Annotated in this window: 15 protein-coding genes; 8 read left to right on the top strand and 7 right to left on the bottom strand. The window is 39.1% G+C overall.

Annotation, left to right across the window (positions count from 1 at the left end):
* Positions 1 to 29: 29 nt before the first annotated feature.
* From G0Q07_RS13280 to G0Q07_RS13260, 5 genes are all read right to left on the bottom strand, one after another.
* A complete protein-coding gene (locus tag G0Q07_RS13280) occupies positions 30 to 545 on the bottom strand; it encodes a hypothetical protein (RefSeq protein WP_163346764.1) in 516 nt (171 codons plus the stop codon).
* A 113-nt stretch (positions 546 to 658) separates the two neighbouring features.
* On the bottom strand, positions 659 to 1,585 hold the full coding sequence (locus tag G0Q07_RS13275) for a TolB family protein (RefSeq protein ID WP_163346762.1): 927 nt from the start codon (positions 1,583 to 1,585) through the stop codon (positions 659 to 661).
* Between the two features lie 75 nt (positions 1,586 to 1,660).
* On the bottom strand, positions 1,661 to 2,947 hold the full coding sequence (locus G0Q07_RS13270) for a cryptochrome/photolyase family protein (RefSeq protein ID WP_163346760.1): 1,287 nt from the start codon (positions 2,945 to 2,947) through the stop codon (positions 1,661 to 1,663).
* A 22-nt stretch (positions 2,948 to 2,969) separates the two neighbouring features.
* Entirely contained in the window at positions 2,970 to 4,388 is a 1,419-nt protein-coding gene (locus tag G0Q07_RS13265; protein WP_163346758.1) for an SDR family oxidoreductase, read from the bottom strand.
* 107 nt (positions 4,389 to 4,495) lie between these two features.
* Positions 4,496 to 4,966: a hypothetical protein gene (locus G0Q07_RS13260; protein WP_163346756.1), complete on the bottom strand. Its 471-nt coding sequence runs from the start codon at positions 4,964 to 4,966 to the stop codon at positions 4,496 to 4,498.
* 360 nt (positions 4,967 to 5,326) lie between these two features.
* Between G0Q07_RS13260 and G0Q07_RS13255 the strand changes: the two genes are divergently transcribed.
* The 4 genes from G0Q07_RS13255 (at position 5,327) to G0Q07_RS13240 (ending at position 9,045) form a co-directional block, all read left to right on the top strand.
* A complete protein-coding gene (locus G0Q07_RS13255; RefSeq protein ID WP_163346753.1) occupies positions 5,327 to 5,824 on the top strand; it encodes a hypothetical protein in 498 nt (165 codons plus the stop codon).
* A gap of 243 nt (positions 5,825 to 6,067) precedes the next feature.
* A complete protein-coding gene (locus tag G0Q07_RS13250; RefSeq protein ID WP_163346751.1) occupies positions 6,068 to 7,207 on the top strand; it encodes a sensor histidine kinase in 1,140 nt (379 codons plus the stop codon).
* Entirely contained in the window at positions 7,179 to 8,216 is a 1,038-nt protein-coding gene (locus tag G0Q07_RS13245) for a histidine kinase (RefSeq protein WP_163346749.1), read from the top strand. Before G0Q07_RS13250 ends, G0Q07_RS13245 begins: the two co-directional genes overlap by 29 nt.
* Positions 8,217 to 8,322: 106 nt before the next feature.
* The gene (locus G0Q07_RS13240) at positions 8,323 to 9,045 is read left to right on the top strand and encodes a LytR/AlgR family response regulator transcription factor (RefSeq protein WP_163346747.1); all 723 of its coding nucleotides are present in this window, start codon (positions 8,323 to 8,325) and stop codon (positions 9,043 to 9,045) included.
* On the opposite strand, the gene G0Q07_RS13235 is transcribed toward G0Q07_RS13240, so the two are convergent.
* A complete protein-coding gene (locus tag G0Q07_RS13235) occupies positions 9,036 to 9,617 on the bottom strand; it encodes a hypothetical protein (RefSeq protein ID WP_163346745.1) in 582 nt (193 codons plus the stop codon). The two genes, G0Q07_RS13240 and G0Q07_RS13235, sit on opposite strands and share 10 nt — an antisense overlap.
* A 108-nt stretch (positions 9,618 to 9,725) precedes the next feature.
* Here G0Q07_RS13235 and G0Q07_RS13230 point away from each other — a divergent pair, with 108 nt between their 5' ends.
* Positions 9,726 to 10,553: an aminotransferase class IV gene (locus G0Q07_RS13230; protein ID WP_163346743.1), complete on the top strand. Its 828-nt coding sequence runs from the start codon at positions 9,726 to 9,728 to the stop codon at positions 10,551 to 10,553.
* 40 nt (positions 10,554 to 10,593) lie between these two features.
* Here the strand turns inward: G0Q07_RS13230 and G0Q07_RS13225 are convergent, their stop codons facing one another.
* Positions 10,594 to 11,748 (bottom strand): iron-containing alcohol dehydrogenase, encoded by a 1,155-nt coding sequence (locus tag G0Q07_RS13225; RefSeq protein WP_163346740.1) that lies wholly within the window; start codon positions 11,746 to 11,748, stop codon positions 10,594 to 10,596.
* Positions 11,749 to 11,819: 71 nt separating this feature from the next.
* Between G0Q07_RS13225 and G0Q07_RS13220 the strand changes: the two genes are divergently transcribed.
* The 3 genes from G0Q07_RS13220 (at position 11,820) to G0Q07_RS13210 (ending at position 15,660) form a co-directional block, all read left to right on the top strand.
* A complete protein-coding gene (locus G0Q07_RS13220) occupies positions 11,820 to 12,401 on the top strand; it encodes a hypothetical protein (protein WP_163346738.1) in 582 nt (193 codons plus the stop codon).
* Positions 12,402 to 12,647: 246 nt separating this feature from the next.
* Positions 12,648 to 13,340, top strand: coding sequence for a head GIN domain-containing protein (locus tag G0Q07_RS13215; RefSeq protein ID WP_163346736.1), 693 nt, complete (start codon positions 12,648 to 12,650; stop codon positions 13,338 to 13,340).
* 235 nt (positions 13,341 to 13,575) lie between these two features.
* Positions 13,576 to 15,660, top strand: a complete 2,085-nt coding sequence (locus G0Q07_RS13210; protein WP_163346734.1) for a S9 family peptidase — start codon at positions 13,576 to 13,578, stop codon at positions 15,658 to 15,660.
* The last annotated feature ends 50 nt before the right edge of the window (positions 15,661 to 15,710 follow it).

The raw sequence follows: 15,710 nt of genomic DNA, 5'->3' as shown, positions 1-15,710 counted from the left end.
CGATTTAAAAAACAATCTTGAAATCTTTTTTACATCGGAATACCTTCTGCGCCACCAAAACCTGAGAAAAATCCGAACAGTACCATGCCAATGATTAGTATTGGATAGAGGCACATGAAAACGATCATAATAATGCCAAAAGTCTTATAGTGTGCACGTAAATTGTTGAATGCGCTGGACAGCTGATCTTGTTTTTTTAATGCAACGGCTTGTTTTATACTGCTCGAAAAACGGTATAAATACAGAACAGGTAAGAAATAAACTCCGGCAAAAATGATGTATAGAAAACCGACTAAAAACATCGGGAAGGGAAAGAAATCAGCAGTGTTATTGGGAAGAAAAGCCATCACAACACTCATCGTAATACCGCTCAGTACCAAAAAACCGACACCTATAAATCCGAGGATAGCCAAAAACTGGCTCCATTTTCCGGCGCTGTGTAGGTTGTGGTTTATTTCTTCGGTAAGTTCCAATGTTTCAGGTTTTACTTCCGTTTGTTTTTCTGATGGTAAATTTTCTTCGTTGAAGGTGTTTTCAGTATTCATGTTATTATTGTTTGGTAATTTTGTTCGTCGTTAAAATATAAGCAATTGCCCATGACTTAATGCTTGTATACAAGGGATTTTAAACTTCAGTCATGGAGTTGGTACTGTAAATATTATTTGATGTATTTGTAGCTTACAAAAGCAAAACGTTTTCCATCTGGTGCCCACGAAGGAACGTTAATGGTTCCCTGTCCGCCGGTGAAAGAGCACAGTGTTCTTATCGATCCGTCCGAAAGATTCATTAAACGTAGCGAAACTTCTTTCATTGCCGGATGGCCACTTCCCTGATCTTCATGATAGCTAATGAATACAAAATATTTTCCATCGGGAGAAGGATGTGCAAACCAGTTGGAATAAGCATCATTGGTTAACTGTTTTTTATTTGAGCCATCAACATTCATTCGCCAGATCTCCATTTTGCCGGACGCCATTGAATTGTAATAAAGATATTTTCCGTCGGGTGAATATTCTGGGCCGTCATCCAAACCGGTTTCGGTGGTTAAACGAGTTTCTTCTCCTCCATCAACAGAAATGGTATAAACATCATATTCGCCATTTCGCTCGGCACAATAAGCAAGTCGTTGTCCATCGGGCGACCAGCCATGCCAGTACGACGGTACTTTTGGGGTAACCGCTTTGGGTGTTCCTCCTTCAATGGGTAAAATATAAATTCGTGATCCTTTTTTTGTGGGTTCTCCGGGCACCGGTTCTGATTCCGCTTGATGACTTATTGCCAGCCACTTGCCATCGAATGAAATGCCGTGGTCGTTGTTGCATCTGTCGGCAAAGCCCGTATTTATAAGTGTCTTTTTATTCGATTTCAGATCAACTTTATACAATTTTCCTCCCTGGTTGATAAGCAGAAAAGTTCCGTCGCCACTCCAGTTTGGAGCTTCAAAATGGGCTTCTTCACTAAGGATTATTTCACGTTCGTTGGTCACAATATTAAAAATCTCAAGTGTTGATTGTACATTTTCCAGTTGAGCAAAAGTCATTAGGGGAAGCAAAAGGAAGGCGAGCAAATAGCTTTTTTTGTTCATATCAGATTTTTTAGTTGGTAGGTTAAAGATAATAAAATGTTCCGGTTGTTTGGTTTACCGCAACAACTAAAACATTTAACCGGAGATGCCTTTTTTGTAGGTTTCCAGCGCACGGTTGCGGGCCATTTTATGATCGACCATAGGAGCAGGATAGTTAAGGTTCTGAAATTCGGGTACCCATTTTTTTATGTAATGCATTTCTTTATCAAACTTTTTTACCTGCTCAGTAGGATTAAAAACACGAAAATAGGGGGCTGCATCGCAACCGGTTCCTGCCGCCCATTGCCAATTGCCATTGTTTGACGAGAGTTCAAAATCGAGCAGTTTTTTAGCAAAGTATGCCTCTCCCCAATGCCAGTCGATAAGCAGATGTTTACATAAAAAGCTGGCGGTAATCATACGCACGCGGTTATGCATATATCCTGTTTGGTTTAGTTCGCGCATTCCGGCATCAACAATTGGGTAGCCTGTTTCTCCCTTACACCAGCGACCAAATTCTTTTTCGTTATTGCGCCACTGTATGCCGTTGTATTTGGCTCTGAAATTCTCGTTTACCACCCGTGGAAAATGAAAGAGAATTTGCATAAAAAACTCGCGCCAAACCAGTTCGCTCAAAAAATCGGGTGATTGGTTATACACCTGCTTTACAATTTGCCGGATACTTACCGTACCAAATCGCAGGTGAACACTGAGTTTACTGGTTCCATTCAGTGCCGGGAAGTTTCGCGTTTCACTATAGTTATCAACCTCTGATAAATCGTATTCTTGAACCTTTATTTCTGATTTCTGAAAACCAATCTCCTCTAATGTTGGAAGAGAGGAATCAATGGAAACGAACGAATCCGTCTCTAGTTTTTTTTCAACTTTTATTTGTTGTGGATCAAAATGTTCGAGCCATTTATTTTTGTAAGGCGTAAAAACGATGTATGGTGTTCCGTCACCTTTTAATACTTCGTGGGGCTCGAAAATTACCTGGTCTTTATGTGAGAAAACAGCGATGCCATTTTTCTGCAGAAGTTGCTGAATTTGTTCGTCACGTTGCGTGGCATAAGGTTCGTAATCGCGGTTAAAATGCACCTCCCCAACTTCGAAATCAGAAATAAGTTCTTGCCAGATTTTTAAAGGCTCGCCGGTTTTTACCAAAAGCCCCGAATTTATTTTGTCCAGTTCTTTATGAAGTTTAGTAAGTTGCTGATGAATAAAAGTTACACGCGCATCATTTTTATCCAGCTCATCCAGAATATTGAAATCGAAAATAAAAAGTACAACTGTTTTGTTGTCACTTTTTAGCGAATGGATGAGTGCAGTATTATCGGTAAGTCGTAAATCTCTTCGTAACCAAACGATGTTAAATGTATTCATATCTTTCTACAAATGTAGGTGTTCAGAATTTGACAATATTCGAAATCATTCCTCTAAAAACAAATTCGTGAAGTGGCATTACCATATACCAGTAAAGTCTTCCCCAAAGTCCTTTTGGCCGGAAAGTTGCAGTTTGAATCAGCTGATTTCCGCGAAATTTGAATTCGAGCCAGGCCTCGCCCGGGAGTTTCATTTCTGCATAAAGCAATAAGCGCCCTTCTGTTTTGTTGGCATAAATAACGCGCCAAAAGTCAATGGCATCGCCCTCGCTAATGCTGTCTTCGTTTGTTCTGCCACGGCGAAGTCCCACGCCCCCGGCCAGTTTATCCATAAAACCACGTATTTGCCATAACCAGCTTCCGTAGTACCAACCTGTTTTTCCACCCAGTCGCCATATTTTTGCAATGGCATTTTCTACCGAGGGAGTTTCCATTATGCGAACATCGGTGAAACAGCCATATTTGGGTACGTTTATAAAATCGGAGAGCTGTCCGTGCAATTGGCCACTAACAAACGAATCTTTCCAACTCGAAATAATTTCATTTTGTTCGATCTTTTTAAAAGCTCGTTGAAGGCTCTCTTCGTAGCTTAACAATTGCAGGTTAAAGAGTTTGGTGAGCTCATCATCGCGGGCAATCACTTCAACCCGCATACTATCAACCAGCGAAGAAGCCAGTTTGTAAGAGGTTGATGTAACAAAATATAACCAATATGACGAAAGTCTTGGAGTCATTACCGGCACCGTGATAATCCCGCGTTTTAATCCCCGTACTTTTGCAAAGCGCAACAGCATTTGTTTGTAGGTAAGTATTTCTTTGCCTCCAATATCGAAACTTTTATTAAATACTTGCGGGTTGTTAATCGATAGTTCCAGAAAGCGGATAACATCGGAAATAGCAATGGGCTGGCAACGGGTTTTTAACCAACGGGGAGCTACCATTACCGGTAACTTTTCCACCAGGTCGCGAATAATTTCGAAAGATGCACTACCTGATCCGATAATTATTCCGGCGCGTAATGTGGTAAGTGCATAATTTCCTTTAGCCAGTTCTGTTTCAACGGTTAACCGCGATTTCAGGTGTTTTGAAAGCGACTGATCATTAACAATTCCACTCAAATAGATAAGCTGTTTGGCATTGGTTTCATTTATTCGCTCTCTGAAATTAATGGCCGATACTTTTTCCTGTTCTTCATAATCGCGCGAGTCGGACATGCTATGCACCAGGTAATAGGCAATATCTATATCTTTTGAAATTTTGTTCAGACTATCCTTGTCCAGTAAGTCGGCCTCAATAATTTCAACCGATTTTTCAATGCTTTCGCCAAATGCACAGCGTTGTTTGTCTCGTACAACACAAGTTACATGGTGTCCCTTATTTATTAATACAGGCAACAGTCTTTTTCCTATGTATCCGGTAGCTCCGGTTAAAAGAATTCGCATGTGCATTATTTCTATGAAAGATATAAAATTAAACGTTAACAGAGTAACACTTTTTTAGGTTGGTTGTTCGTGAATGAACTGAAGATTTGTATGCCGCCACTTCGTTTTTACAATGCTTCCAATTCCTGATTGTAATCGTATTGCAAATCTTCGTGAAGCATGGATATTACTTTCTGTATACGTTTTACTTGGTTCAGATACATATTAAAAACAACCCGGCTTCTTTTGTAATCTAGGCGCGAGTTTTTTAACTTTTTACAGAAATATAGCAACAGTTCAATTTCTGTTTCTTTTTTGCCCGAAAAACGAATGTGCTTTTTTGTGGTTTTTAAAACTTTTCGCAAGGTTTTTTTTGCCAGGTAAAAACTACTTCTGTTCAGGCTCATAAATTCCAGATCGATCTCTTCCTTTACCTGGCGGATATACTCATTTTCGTTATAAGCTTCAAACAGAAGATAGCTAAGCAATTCTTTATTGTCTTTTTTATACTTGGCCAGCTTGGTTATCAAATCTTGTAAAACCTCCGGCGGAAGATTCTTTAATTCCTTTTTTATGTTGCTCAGCGAAGCAATTTCCATAGCCTGCAAATTAAAATAAAACTTTCTTTTTCAGCCCAACACACAACGAAAAGTTTTACAGCCCAATTTTATTGCATTTGATTTCTTCAATCAGCCAACAACACAATTAGCAGGGTAAATGCATAATAATGTGGATCTATAACCATTAACGAGTCTTGCAGAATAAAACTACACGTTTGTTGGGTGTTACTTACTGAATACTGAATTAAGGAACATTACATCAGATAGTTACATAAATTTGAGGAGTAAAACAATTAAAACAGTATCAGGATGAAACGAGCAAGTATACTTCTTGCCACAAAAGAACAAGCCTACAAGCGAGTTACATCAATTGCCAAAACAATTTAAAACTATAATGAGATGAAAACAAAACTAGTTCTATTTAGCATTTGCATCGCACTATTAAGCATGGGCGCCACCGCAAAAATAAAAGACGGAAAGGCGATGACCGGAAACTCACTTACCGAGTTTGGAAAGTACACTATAGCAATTTCACAGGCACCAATGGTTTATGAAGACCAGGTGTTGGAAACTTTCGAACTAACTTACGAAAACACCAATGCACCTGTACGAATTGGTGTTTTATGCGAAGATGAAAAGAAATGCAAAACCTATATTGTTCGCACAGCGGAGTTTGAAATTGAATATGCCTGCCAAAACAATGTGTTTGGAGTAAAGAAGATGGAACCTCGTTTTCAGCAGCTTCCGAAAGAAGAGATGGAATTGAAGTTGGATAAAGTTGCTTACTACGCTCAGCGGGTAATTTGCCAGAACAAAAAATCGCAAGATGATTTACTTGGTTTGATTGCATGTTATTTCCCCGACTTGGTAAAAGAAGAGTATCAAGCCAGTTTTTAAGAAGAAATTAGTACAGCGCAATTTTTTTTCATAGAAGTATGAAAAGTGAATCCCCGCCAGAGGGCGGGGGTTTTTTCAAATTAACAATGAATGGGTAATTACGAATAAAGAGTGGGGATCTCACCCCAAACCCTGTGTTGAAAAGCACAGGGTTTTTCAATGAACGGAAGTTTATGAACTACGAAATTAACGCGGCAGTATGTCAACGACCGATTTCAGGCTCTCTCTTTTAACTGAAACTGAATGAGCTTTTCCAAATCTTGTTACCTTTATGATAAGGAAGTTAACAGAATGAACAAATTGTTGTACAATAACAGTTTGCTGTACCGTGGAACAAGGCATATTTTATTCTTTGTTGTAACCGTGGTACTGTTTACGGGTATTTTATTCGTTCAAAACGAAAACGTAAGTCTTCTGCAGGTTCTTGGTATTACATTGGGTAATGCTTTTTTCTTTTTTGGCTATGTTTACATTACCATTTTTCTTCTTATTCCCGAGTTCTTGTTAAAAGCCAAACCGTTTTGGTTTATCGTTGTGTTTTTACTTGTAGGAATTGGTTTGTCGGCATTAAAACTGGTTTTTTCTGATTATATTTTTTATGCCTCCATATCACCCGAGAATGCTTCGGGAAACAATGTGTTTAGTTTACGGTCTATTGTTTTAAATACCAAAGACATGACTTTTATTGTGGCTTTGTTTTGCATCGCCAAGTATGTAAAAGATTATATTCTGGCCGAAAACCTGAGAAAAAAACTGGAGCAGCAACACCGAAAAGCACAAACAACGCTTCTGCAATCGCAGTTCGATCCGCATTTCATGTTTAATACCATTAATAATTTGTATGCACTGTCGTTGCTTAATCCTGAAAAAACCAACGAGGTAATCAGCCGGATGAAAATTGTGCTTACCTATATTATTAACGAAAGTCTGAAAGAATTTGTAAAGCTAAAAGATGAAGTAGAACTGGTTGAGAACTATCTGCAGCTTGAAAAATTACGTTATGGCAAGCGTTTACACGTGAGTTACAAAACAGAGGGGAACTTAAGTGTAGCACAAATTCCGCCGATGATATTGTTTTTATTGGTGGAAAACAGTTTTAAACATGGCAGCAGTTTGGATGCCGGCGCACCGTGGATTAATATTTTTGTGCGTGTTGCAGATGAAAAAATAATTATTGAGACAGAAAACAGCAAGCCTGAAGGTATTCAGAAAAAAACAAAAGAAATTGAAAAAGGCAGTGGCTATTCCGGATTAAAACGGCGTTTAAATATTATGTACGACGAACTGGGGTACGACTTGAAAGTGAAAGACCTTGGCGACCGGTTTAAAGTGCGTTTGGAATTAAAAAATACAAATGAAGACAGGCATATTACATATCGCTAAACGAGAGTATATTTTGCATGTCATCTTTTGGTTGGCATGGGTAATAGCATTCACATTTATTCAAACTTTGAATGACGGAATCGACTCCATGCTGGTTTGGCTGATATACTATCTTATTACACTGCCTGTTTTTGTAGCGCACACCTATATAATTGCTTATTGGCTTTTGCCCAAAACTTTCTTTAAAGGGTATTACTTGTTGTTTGCAGTAGGTTTTGTTGTTTTACTCATGGTATTTTCAGTGGTTGAGTTACTGATTAGCAATTACCTGGTGTTTATGCCTTTCGATAAAAGCAGAATGTTTAATCCCGGATTTTTGAATCTTAAGAATATAATCATCAGCGGAATTGGAAATCATTACATTATATTGGTATTTCTTGCCATAAAAGCCGGTAGCTCCTGGTACCGAACCGAATATCAGAAAGAAGTATTACTGCGTTCAAATATGGAAACTGAGCTGGAGATTTATCAGTATCAGTTACAGCCGCGAATTGTACTGGAACTGATAAAAGAGTTGGAAGTGCAGTCGTTAAAAAAAGTTGATACCGCCCCGGAAATGATTATTAATATTTCGAATTTCCTGAATCGTTTTCTTAATGAAGGTAAAGAAGAACTGATACCGTTGGAATTAGAAGTAAAGTTACTTGAAGAGTTTATGACCATTCATAATCATGCTTTGGGCGAGCGGCTGTCAAGCAATTTTATTGTTAGCGGAAGCCTAAAATCGTATGTGGTTCCGCCACTTTTACTTCTTCCAATTATAAATTCTGCAATAAAAATGGCTTACGAGTGTAACGAAAGCTATGAAAGTACCGTCCTTATAAAAGCCGAGCGAAAGTATTTGCTGTTTTCATTTACATTTTGGAGCGAAAACAGTTTTAATATAACCGACAATGAAAATAATAAAATTACCATCCGGCGTTTGCACTATAATTATCCGGGTAAACACAGGTTGGTGGAAAACATTGATGACAATTTTAGAGAATTTAGTATAGAAATTTATCCGTAAAGTGTAACGCTATTTCTATTTCTCGTACTAGTTTAATAACAGATTGAAAACAGACCGAAGCTTATGCTTTGGATTTAACAGAAAACGAAAGCTAATCCGTATTGCCATGAAAACTAAGTGCCTCGTTATTGATGATGAGCCTCTTGCACGTGACTTGATGCGCTCTCATATTGAAAAACTTGATAATTTTGAAATTTGTGCTGAATGTGGCGATGCCATGAAAGCACTTCAGGAACTTCACAACCACAAAGTTGATCTGATGTTTATGGACATCCAGATGCCCCAGATCACAGGTGTTGAATTTCTGAGAACATTAAAGAACCCACCCAAAGTTATCATTACCACTGCCTATCGTGAATACGCCCTTGAAGGTTTCGAGCTGGATGTGGTCGATTTTTTGCTGAAACCGATAACCTTCGAACGTTTTCTTAAGTCGGTGAATAAATATTACCAGTCGGTGCAGGATGATGTGCCGGCCGCACAACCACTTGCTCCAACAAATGGAAAAAGCGAAGAGGCTTTTATTTATGTGAAGGAGAATAAAAAGGTTTTAAAGGTTCATTTAAACGAAATTCTTTATGTTGAAGGGCTGAGCGAATACGTGCAAATTTACACTCCCGACAAAAAAATTATTACAAAAACCAGTATGACGCACATGTCGGAGAAACTGCCCGATAATGATTTTATGCGCATTCATAAATCATTTATTGTTGCGTTATCAAAAATAGAAGCATTTACATCGAGCAGTATTGAAGTGCCGGGAAAAGAATTACCAATTGGACGCAGTTACAAAAATGCTGTGCTTCAGGTTTTGCAGCTTCAGGGGTAAGATAGAGTTCCTGCATTTGCAAAAAGTTGCCATAGTTGTAGTATGGCCGATTCTTCTTCATCGAACGATTTTATTGGCGATAATTTAAGGAAAGTAACACGCTGTTGATTAACTGCTTGCAGATCGAGTTTTGCATTATTCTTAATATCAATTTTGTGCACGCATAAAGTCAATACCGTTTTTAGAGTTGTAGCTCGCACCCGAATGGTGTGCTTCGAAAATTTAGCCGGATGAATATGAATATAACGGTTCGCGTTATTTCCTTTTTTTACGAGCCATTCCGACTCGTCGGGTAATGTTATCTTTTTCCATCCCGAATTATTAAACCATTTGCTGAAATCCGTTTCGGTGAAAATATTAATTGATTTCAAGTAATTGATACTGGCCTGACAAACTTGTTCGGGCGTTAAATGGCCGAGGTAAAAATCAAATAAGTTATTTCCTATTGAAAGCATTGCTTTTTTGGTTTCCATCCAATCGGTTTTTTGCCAGGTAACAAGTTCGGTTAACAGAAAACGAAAATGATGTTTATAGGGATTATATTGGATTGGTATCGGAATTTCAATCGGCATTTGAATTGCTTTTGAAACATTTCAATAAATTTACCACAAAAGATGAAACGAGTCCCGAAAAAATGGGGAAGAGTAGCATCTTATTTCTCAATGAACAATTTTAATAAGATGAATAGGACACTTTTTCCCATACATAAATATTTTGTTTTTAACGATCGGCTTCAGCCGGTTTCCACTTTTGTACCGTCCGAGAATGAAGGTGGTATCTACGAAGTACTGCGCGTAGTAAACGGAATTCCACTGTTTTTAGATGAACACCTGCAACGTTTTCAACACTCGGCAGCACTGGCAGAAAAAGAGATCAGTTACAGTTGTACGCAGATAGAGGCATTTTTACAGCAACTGATCCTAAAAAACGAGGTGAAAGAGGGGAACATTCTTATTTCCTGCAAAACCAACCTGAAAGCTTTTTTTATCACGCATAATTATCCTTCGGACGAGCAGTACAAACGTGGAATTTGTTGCGGACTATTACACGCCGAGCGAATGAACCCAAATGCCAAGGTTTTTCAAACCGAAGTACGTAAACAAGCTAACCGATTGATAGAAAGCAAAGGATTTTATGAAGTGCTGCTTGTTGATCATGAACAACGGGTAACAGAAGGAAGTCGAAGCAATGTGTTTTTTATAAAAGGCGATGAAATAATTACACCTCCGGGCAAGCACGTTTTGCTTGGAATTACAAGGCAAAAAATAATTGCGTGTACACATCGCCTCAACTTAAAAGTGAAGGAGTCGGAAGTTCATCTGGATGGACTTACTGATTTTGATGCTGCCTTTATAACCGGTACTTCGCCAAAAATACTTCCCATAAAAGAGGTAGATGAGCATTGCTTCGATGCACAGAATAAGGTATTGCGAAGGGTGATGAATGAATACGATAAAATGTTTGAGAAAGACATAAAAAAAAGGTTGTCAGGGAAAGCAGATAATTAAATCCCGTGCCCGACAACCTCTTGTTTTATTTACAAAATTCTTATAATCTGTCTCTTAATATCTTTTCAATTTCCTGGTAGTCCATATCCTGCTTTTCGCCAATTTTAGCTTCGCTTTGTTTAAAGCGCTCTACAATTTTACCAATGGTAGTTTCCGGCACATCATAATCCGGCAAGCGACATGGTACGCCTAACGATTCGAAGAACTGAACAGTGCGGGCAATAATAGCATCGATTCTTTCATTTTCGTTATCAGTTGTAATGCCCCAAATGCGTTCGCCATATTGTAAAATTTTATCCTTTTTATTGTCGCGTTTAATGTGCATCACTCCTGGCAATACAATTGCAAGTGTGCGACCATGGTCAATGCCGTGAAAAGCGGTCAATTCATGACCGATAATGTGTGTCGACCAGTCTTGCGGAACACCAACCCCGATCATTCCGTTTAATGCCATTGTAGCGCACCACATAAAGTTAGCGGCAGCTTCATAGTTTTTCCGATCGGCCAAAACTTTTGGTCCCTCTTCAATAAGAGTAGTCAGAATACTTTCTGCCAGTCTGTCCTGTAGTGGTGAATTCACTTTAAAAGTCAGGTATTGCTCCATTACGTGTATAAAGGCATCAACAACACCATTTGCCACTTGTCTGTCTGGCAAGGTAAATACACACTCCGGATCAAGCACCGAAAACTGAGGCATTACCAGCGGCGAGCCAAAAGCTTTCTTCTCCTGCCTCTCAACACGTGTGATCACTGAATTTCCGTTCATTTCCGAGCCAGTTGCGGGCAAGGTTAAAACGGCACCAAACGGTATCGCTTTTTCAACTGGTGCTCCAGCGGCCAGAATATCCCATGGATCGCCGTTTTCGTAAAGCGCAGCAGCAGCAATAAATTTGCTTGCATCAAGCACCGAACCTCCGCCTACTGCCAGCAAAAAGTCGATATTATTTTCTTTTACCACATCAACTGCTTTCATACAGGTTTCGTAATGTGGGTTAGCTTCTATGCCGCCAAACTCAGAGATAGTACTACCTTTTACAGCAGCCATTACCTGATCATAAACACCTGTGCGTTTTATACTGCCACCACCGTATATCATTAGGATGTTTGCATCTCCCGGAATTTCACCGGATAGTTTCGAAATTGATTCTTTTCCAAAAAGAATTTTAACCGGATTTTTAAATTCAAAATTGTACATGAAATTTATTTTTGGTTATTTCAACTGTCATCAGAAACAGGGCGTGCCTGTTTGTTCTTCAAAGATATAAAATGTGGCAGAAAAGATATTCGAAAAGAGAGGTTGATTTCAGGGAAGATATTCCGAATTATTCAGACGAGCAACTGAAAGAGGTGTTGAAGTTGCGCGATCATTATCAGCAGGAAGCGGCTAAACTGGCTATTCAACAAGCCTTAAAGCGTGGCATCATTCATTCTGAACAGGATCTTTTTTCTGACGAATTCAGGAGCGAAGCGATTCAATTTTCCTTGTTCCCAAAAATTAAAAAAGATCGTAACCGAATAAAAATAAGAGTGAGTATTGCGCGCAGCCTGGTAATTTGCTCAATGCTTCCGGTAGTTTATGGTTTAGTTGAATTGAAATTTCGAAACAGTTGGGAAGGTGCTGCAATATTACTTTTTGGCCTGTTGTGGTTATTCTGTTCTGCACAGCTTGTTAAGGCTTTTCATATAATATTTGTACGGTGTTTAATGATAGGAACTGCTCTGGCTGTTTTGTACATTGTCTTCCGACTGGTGTCATTCGGCACATTGATTTTTATGGATTTTTTCCTGGTATTTGTTCTTGCCGGATTAATCTTTTATGGTCTGGTATTTCTTGCAAAGAATAAGTAATTACATTCCGCAATTCCTCCGCTTATCTAGAAAAAACAAACATTCATCGAAATAAGTACGATTTGCATCAGGCGAAATCCTACATTTGAGCAATTATAAAAAGAAAAGCCATGAAATGAACATGAAATTTTTCATTCAAAAATTACACAAAAAGAATGAATAAATTTTATGTGAGAGCGACAGACGGAGCGGTTCCATCTGTCAAATTTAAATTTTTAAATTATCAAAAAATTAAAATCTATACAGATGAAAACAGCACTTCTGTTTACTTTATCAATTTTAATCGCAGTTAATCTGTTGGCACAAGACGATGATGACTGGGATTCGCGGCAATACGATGTCGACAATTTTTCGTCCATTTATATGGAAGGCGGCTACAAAGTGTTTTTATCGCAAGGTGATGCCTGTGCATTAACCGTAAAAACAACCGACGACGATGTGCTGGACAATCTGACAGTGGAAAATTGGGGCGATGAATTGAGAATGGTTATGGAACGTGATTTTATTAATTACGAGCGTATTCGTTTGTACATCACTTTCAAAAATTTGGAGGAGATTAAAGCACAGGGTGGTTTGAATTTGCGAACCGATGGTTACCTCGATTTGAATGATCTCTTCGTACATGTGGAAGGAGGAGCAAAAATCGATTTAGAGGTGAAAGCTGAAGACATTGAAATTATTGGAGAAGGTGGAGTGCTCATTAAATTGGATGGAGTAGCTGAAAAACTGGATGTAAAACTTTCGGGTGCAGGACATGTTGATGCCGAAGAACTTCGTGTAAATGATGCCCGTTTTGCGATTGAAGGAGTTGGAACCGGATCGGTACATGCAGTTAAAACCTTATATGCAAAAATTGAAGGTGTTGGTAAAGTGCGTTACAGTGGAAATCCAAAAGTTACCCGCGATATTGAAGGGCTGGGAAGTGTAAAACGAGATTAGAAAAAATATACTACTCGTACCTTGCTAATACAAAAGGTACATATTTTCTTAGGTTTGGTTTAGGTTTATAAAAGGCTATCGTTGGGTAGCCTTTTTCTTTTGAGGGAATTGAGACATCAAGCCAATTTCCTGTTCTTTTGTTTTTGAAACGATATTTGCGGTTTTTGTATAAAAATCATTGCCCGAGCGCTTTAAATATGTTTAATTTGGGTTACTAATTTTTCAAAATAGTAAAATGAAGAAAATTGCACTTTTTATTTTTATTGTCATGACAATAGTTAGCTGTACGCAAAAAGAGTCCGGACAAGTTGCCAAAAACTATGTACCGGAAACTCCGGAATTAAATTCAGATGTGATGACTCCCGAAGTATTGTGGTCGTTTGGCCGTCTGGGTGGGGCACAGGTTTCGCCCGATGGATCAACGGTTTTATACACGGTTACGTATTACAACATTGAAGAAGATAAATCATACCGCGATATTTATACAATTCCGGTTGCCGGCGGTGAAGCAAAAAATATTACCAATTCTGCTGCCAACGAATACAATGTTATTTGGCGCCCCGATGGAAAGAAGATCGGTTACTTATCATCGGCTTCCGGCAGTGTTCAGTTATGGGAAATGAATCCGGATGGAAGTGATATGCAACAGGTTTCTGAAATTGATGGAGGAATTTCGGGCTTTAAATATGCACCGGATCAGTCAAAAGTATTTTACCTGAAAACAGTAAAACTCGACGATAATATTCAGGATATGTTCCCTGATCTGCCAAAAGCGAATGCACGATTGGAAACAGATTTGATGTATCGCCACTGGGATACCTGGCACGATTACACCTACAACCATATTTTTGTTGCCGATTATTCGGATGGAAAAGTAGGAGCGGGGAAGGACATTATGGAAGGTGAGCGTTTTGATTCGCCCATGAAACCGTTTGGCGGTACAGAGCAAATAATTTGGAGCCCTGATTCAAAAACACTGGCTTATGTTAGTAAGAAAAAGGTGGGTAAGGAATATTCTGTTTCCACTAATTCTGATATTTATTTGTACGATCTTGAAAGTGGCAAAACCGGCAATTTTACAAAAGGAATGATGGGCTACGACCAGAATCCTGTGTATTCACCCGATGGAAAATTCCTGGCCTGGGAAAGTATGGAGCGCGATGGTTACGAATCGGATAAAAACCGTTTGTTTGTTGCTGATCTCGAAACGGGAGAAAAGAAAGATTACACTGCTGATTTCGATCAAAATGCACAGGCATTAAGTTGGAGTAACGATTCAAAATCTATTTATTTTATCAGCGATATTCATGCAACCGATGAGATTTATAAATTGGATTTAACAGACAATTCGATTGCCCGTTTGACTGACGGAGTTCACAATTACCAAAGTGCTGTTCCGGTTGGAGAGCAGTTATTAGCGCAAAAAGTATCGATGTCGCAACCCGCTGAGCTTTATTTAGTTGATCCCGCTACCGGAAAAGACAAAGCTTTAACCACCGTAAACAAAGGTATCTTGGATCAGCTGACCATGGGAAAAGTAGAAAAACGCTGGATGGAAACCACCGACGGAAAACAAATGGCTGTTTGGGTGATCTACCCACCACATTTCGATCCGAATAAAAAATATCCAACACTACTTTACAACCAGGGCGGACCGCAGGGAACGGTTAGCCAGTTTTGGTCGTACCGCTGGAATTTCCAAATGATGGCAGCCAACGATTATATTGTTGTGGCTCCAAACCGTAGAGGATTACCCGGTTTCGGACAGGAATGGAATGAGCAGATATCGAAAGATTATGGCGGACAAAATATTAAAGACTTACTGACTGCCATTGACGAAATGGCCAAAGAACCTTTTGTTGACGAGACAAAATTGGGCGCCGTTGGTGCCAGTTATGGAGGTTATTCAGTAATGTATCTGGCTGGAAATCACGACGGTCGATTTAGTGCTTTCATCGCCCACGATGGTATTTTTAACTTCGAGCACATGTACACCACCACCGAAGAAATGTGGTTTGTGAATTTCGATTACGGAGGTGCTTACTGGGATAAAGACAATGCTGCAGCGCAACGTTCGTATTCTTTTTCACCTCATAAATATGTGCAAAACTGGGATACTCCTATTTTGATTGTACAAGGCGAAAAAGACTACCGTGTGCCACCAGAGCAGGGAATAGCAGCTTTTAATGCAGCTGTTTTGCGTGGCGTGCCGGCTCAAATGTTGTATTTTCCGGAAGAAAATCACTGGGTACTGCATCCACAAAACGGAATATTATGGCAGCGTGTATTTTTCAATTGGTTGGATAAGTGGTTGAAATAAGCGTTATTAGTGCTTAGATTGAAAAAGATGTCATCCATTTGTCAGAACTC

This window comes from Draconibacterium halophilum, assembly GCF_010448835.1.
Lineage (GTDB): Bacteria > Bacteroidota > Bacteroidia > Bacteroidales > Prolixibacteraceae > Draconibacterium > Draconibacterium halophilum.
This window is presented reverse-complemented; position numbering and strand designations above follow the sequence as displayed.

Coding starts and splice junctions, on each gene's coding strand:
- G0Q07_RS13280 (WP_163346764.1), bottom strand. CDS start 545: ATGAATACTGAAAACACCTTCAACGAAGAAAATTTACCATCAGAAAAA.
- G0Q07_RS13275 (WP_163346762.1), bottom strand. CDS start 1,585: ATGAACAAAAAAAGCTATTTGCTCGCCTTCCTTTTGCTTCCCCTAATG.
- G0Q07_RS13215 (WP_163346736.1), top strand. CDS start 12,648: ATGAAAACAGCACTTCTGTTTACTTTATCAATTTTAATCGCAGTTAAT.
- G0Q07_RS13270 (WP_163346760.1), bottom strand. CDS start 2,947: ATGAATACATTTAACATCGTTTGGTTACGAAGAGATTTACGACTTACC.
- G0Q07_RS13245 (WP_163346749.1), top strand. CDS start 7,179: ATGAAGACAGGCATATTACATATCGCTAAACGAGAGTATATTTTGCAT.
- G0Q07_RS13250 (WP_163346751.1), top strand. CDS start 6,068: ATGAGCTTTTCCAAATCTTGTTACCTTTATGATAAGGAAGTTAACAGA.
- G0Q07_RS13230 (WP_163346743.1), top strand. CDS start 9,726: ATGAATAGGACACTTTTTCCCATACATAAATATTTTGTTTTTAACGAT.
- G0Q07_RS13220 (WP_163346738.1), top strand. CDS start 11,820: ATGTGGCAGAAAAGATATTCGAAAAGAGAGGTTGATTTCAGGGAAGAT.
- G0Q07_RS13235 (WP_163346745.1), bottom strand. CDS start 9,617: ATGCCGATTGAAATTCCGATACCAATCCAATATAATCCCTATAAACAT.
- G0Q07_RS13255 (WP_163346753.1), top strand. CDS start 5,327: ATGAAAACAAAACTAGTTCTATTTAGCATTTGCATCGCACTATTAAGC.
- G0Q07_RS13225 (WP_163346740.1), bottom strand. CDS start 11,748: ATGTACAATTTTGAATTTAAAAATCCGGTTAAAATTCTTTTTGGAAAA.
- G0Q07_RS13260 (WP_163346756.1), bottom strand. CDS start 4,966: ATGGAAATTGCTTCGCTGAGCAACATAAAAAAGGAATTAAAGAATCTT.
- G0Q07_RS13210 (WP_163346734.1), top strand. CDS start 13,576: ATGAAGAAAATTGCACTTTTTATTTTTATTGTCATGACAATAGTTAGC.
- G0Q07_RS13240 (WP_163346747.1), top strand. CDS start 8,323: ATGAAAACTAAGTGCCTCGTTATTGATGATGAGCCTCTTGCACGTGAC.
- G0Q07_RS13265 (WP_163346758.1), bottom strand. CDS start 4,388: ATGCGAATTCTTTTAACCGGAGCTACCGGATACATAGGAAAAAGACTG.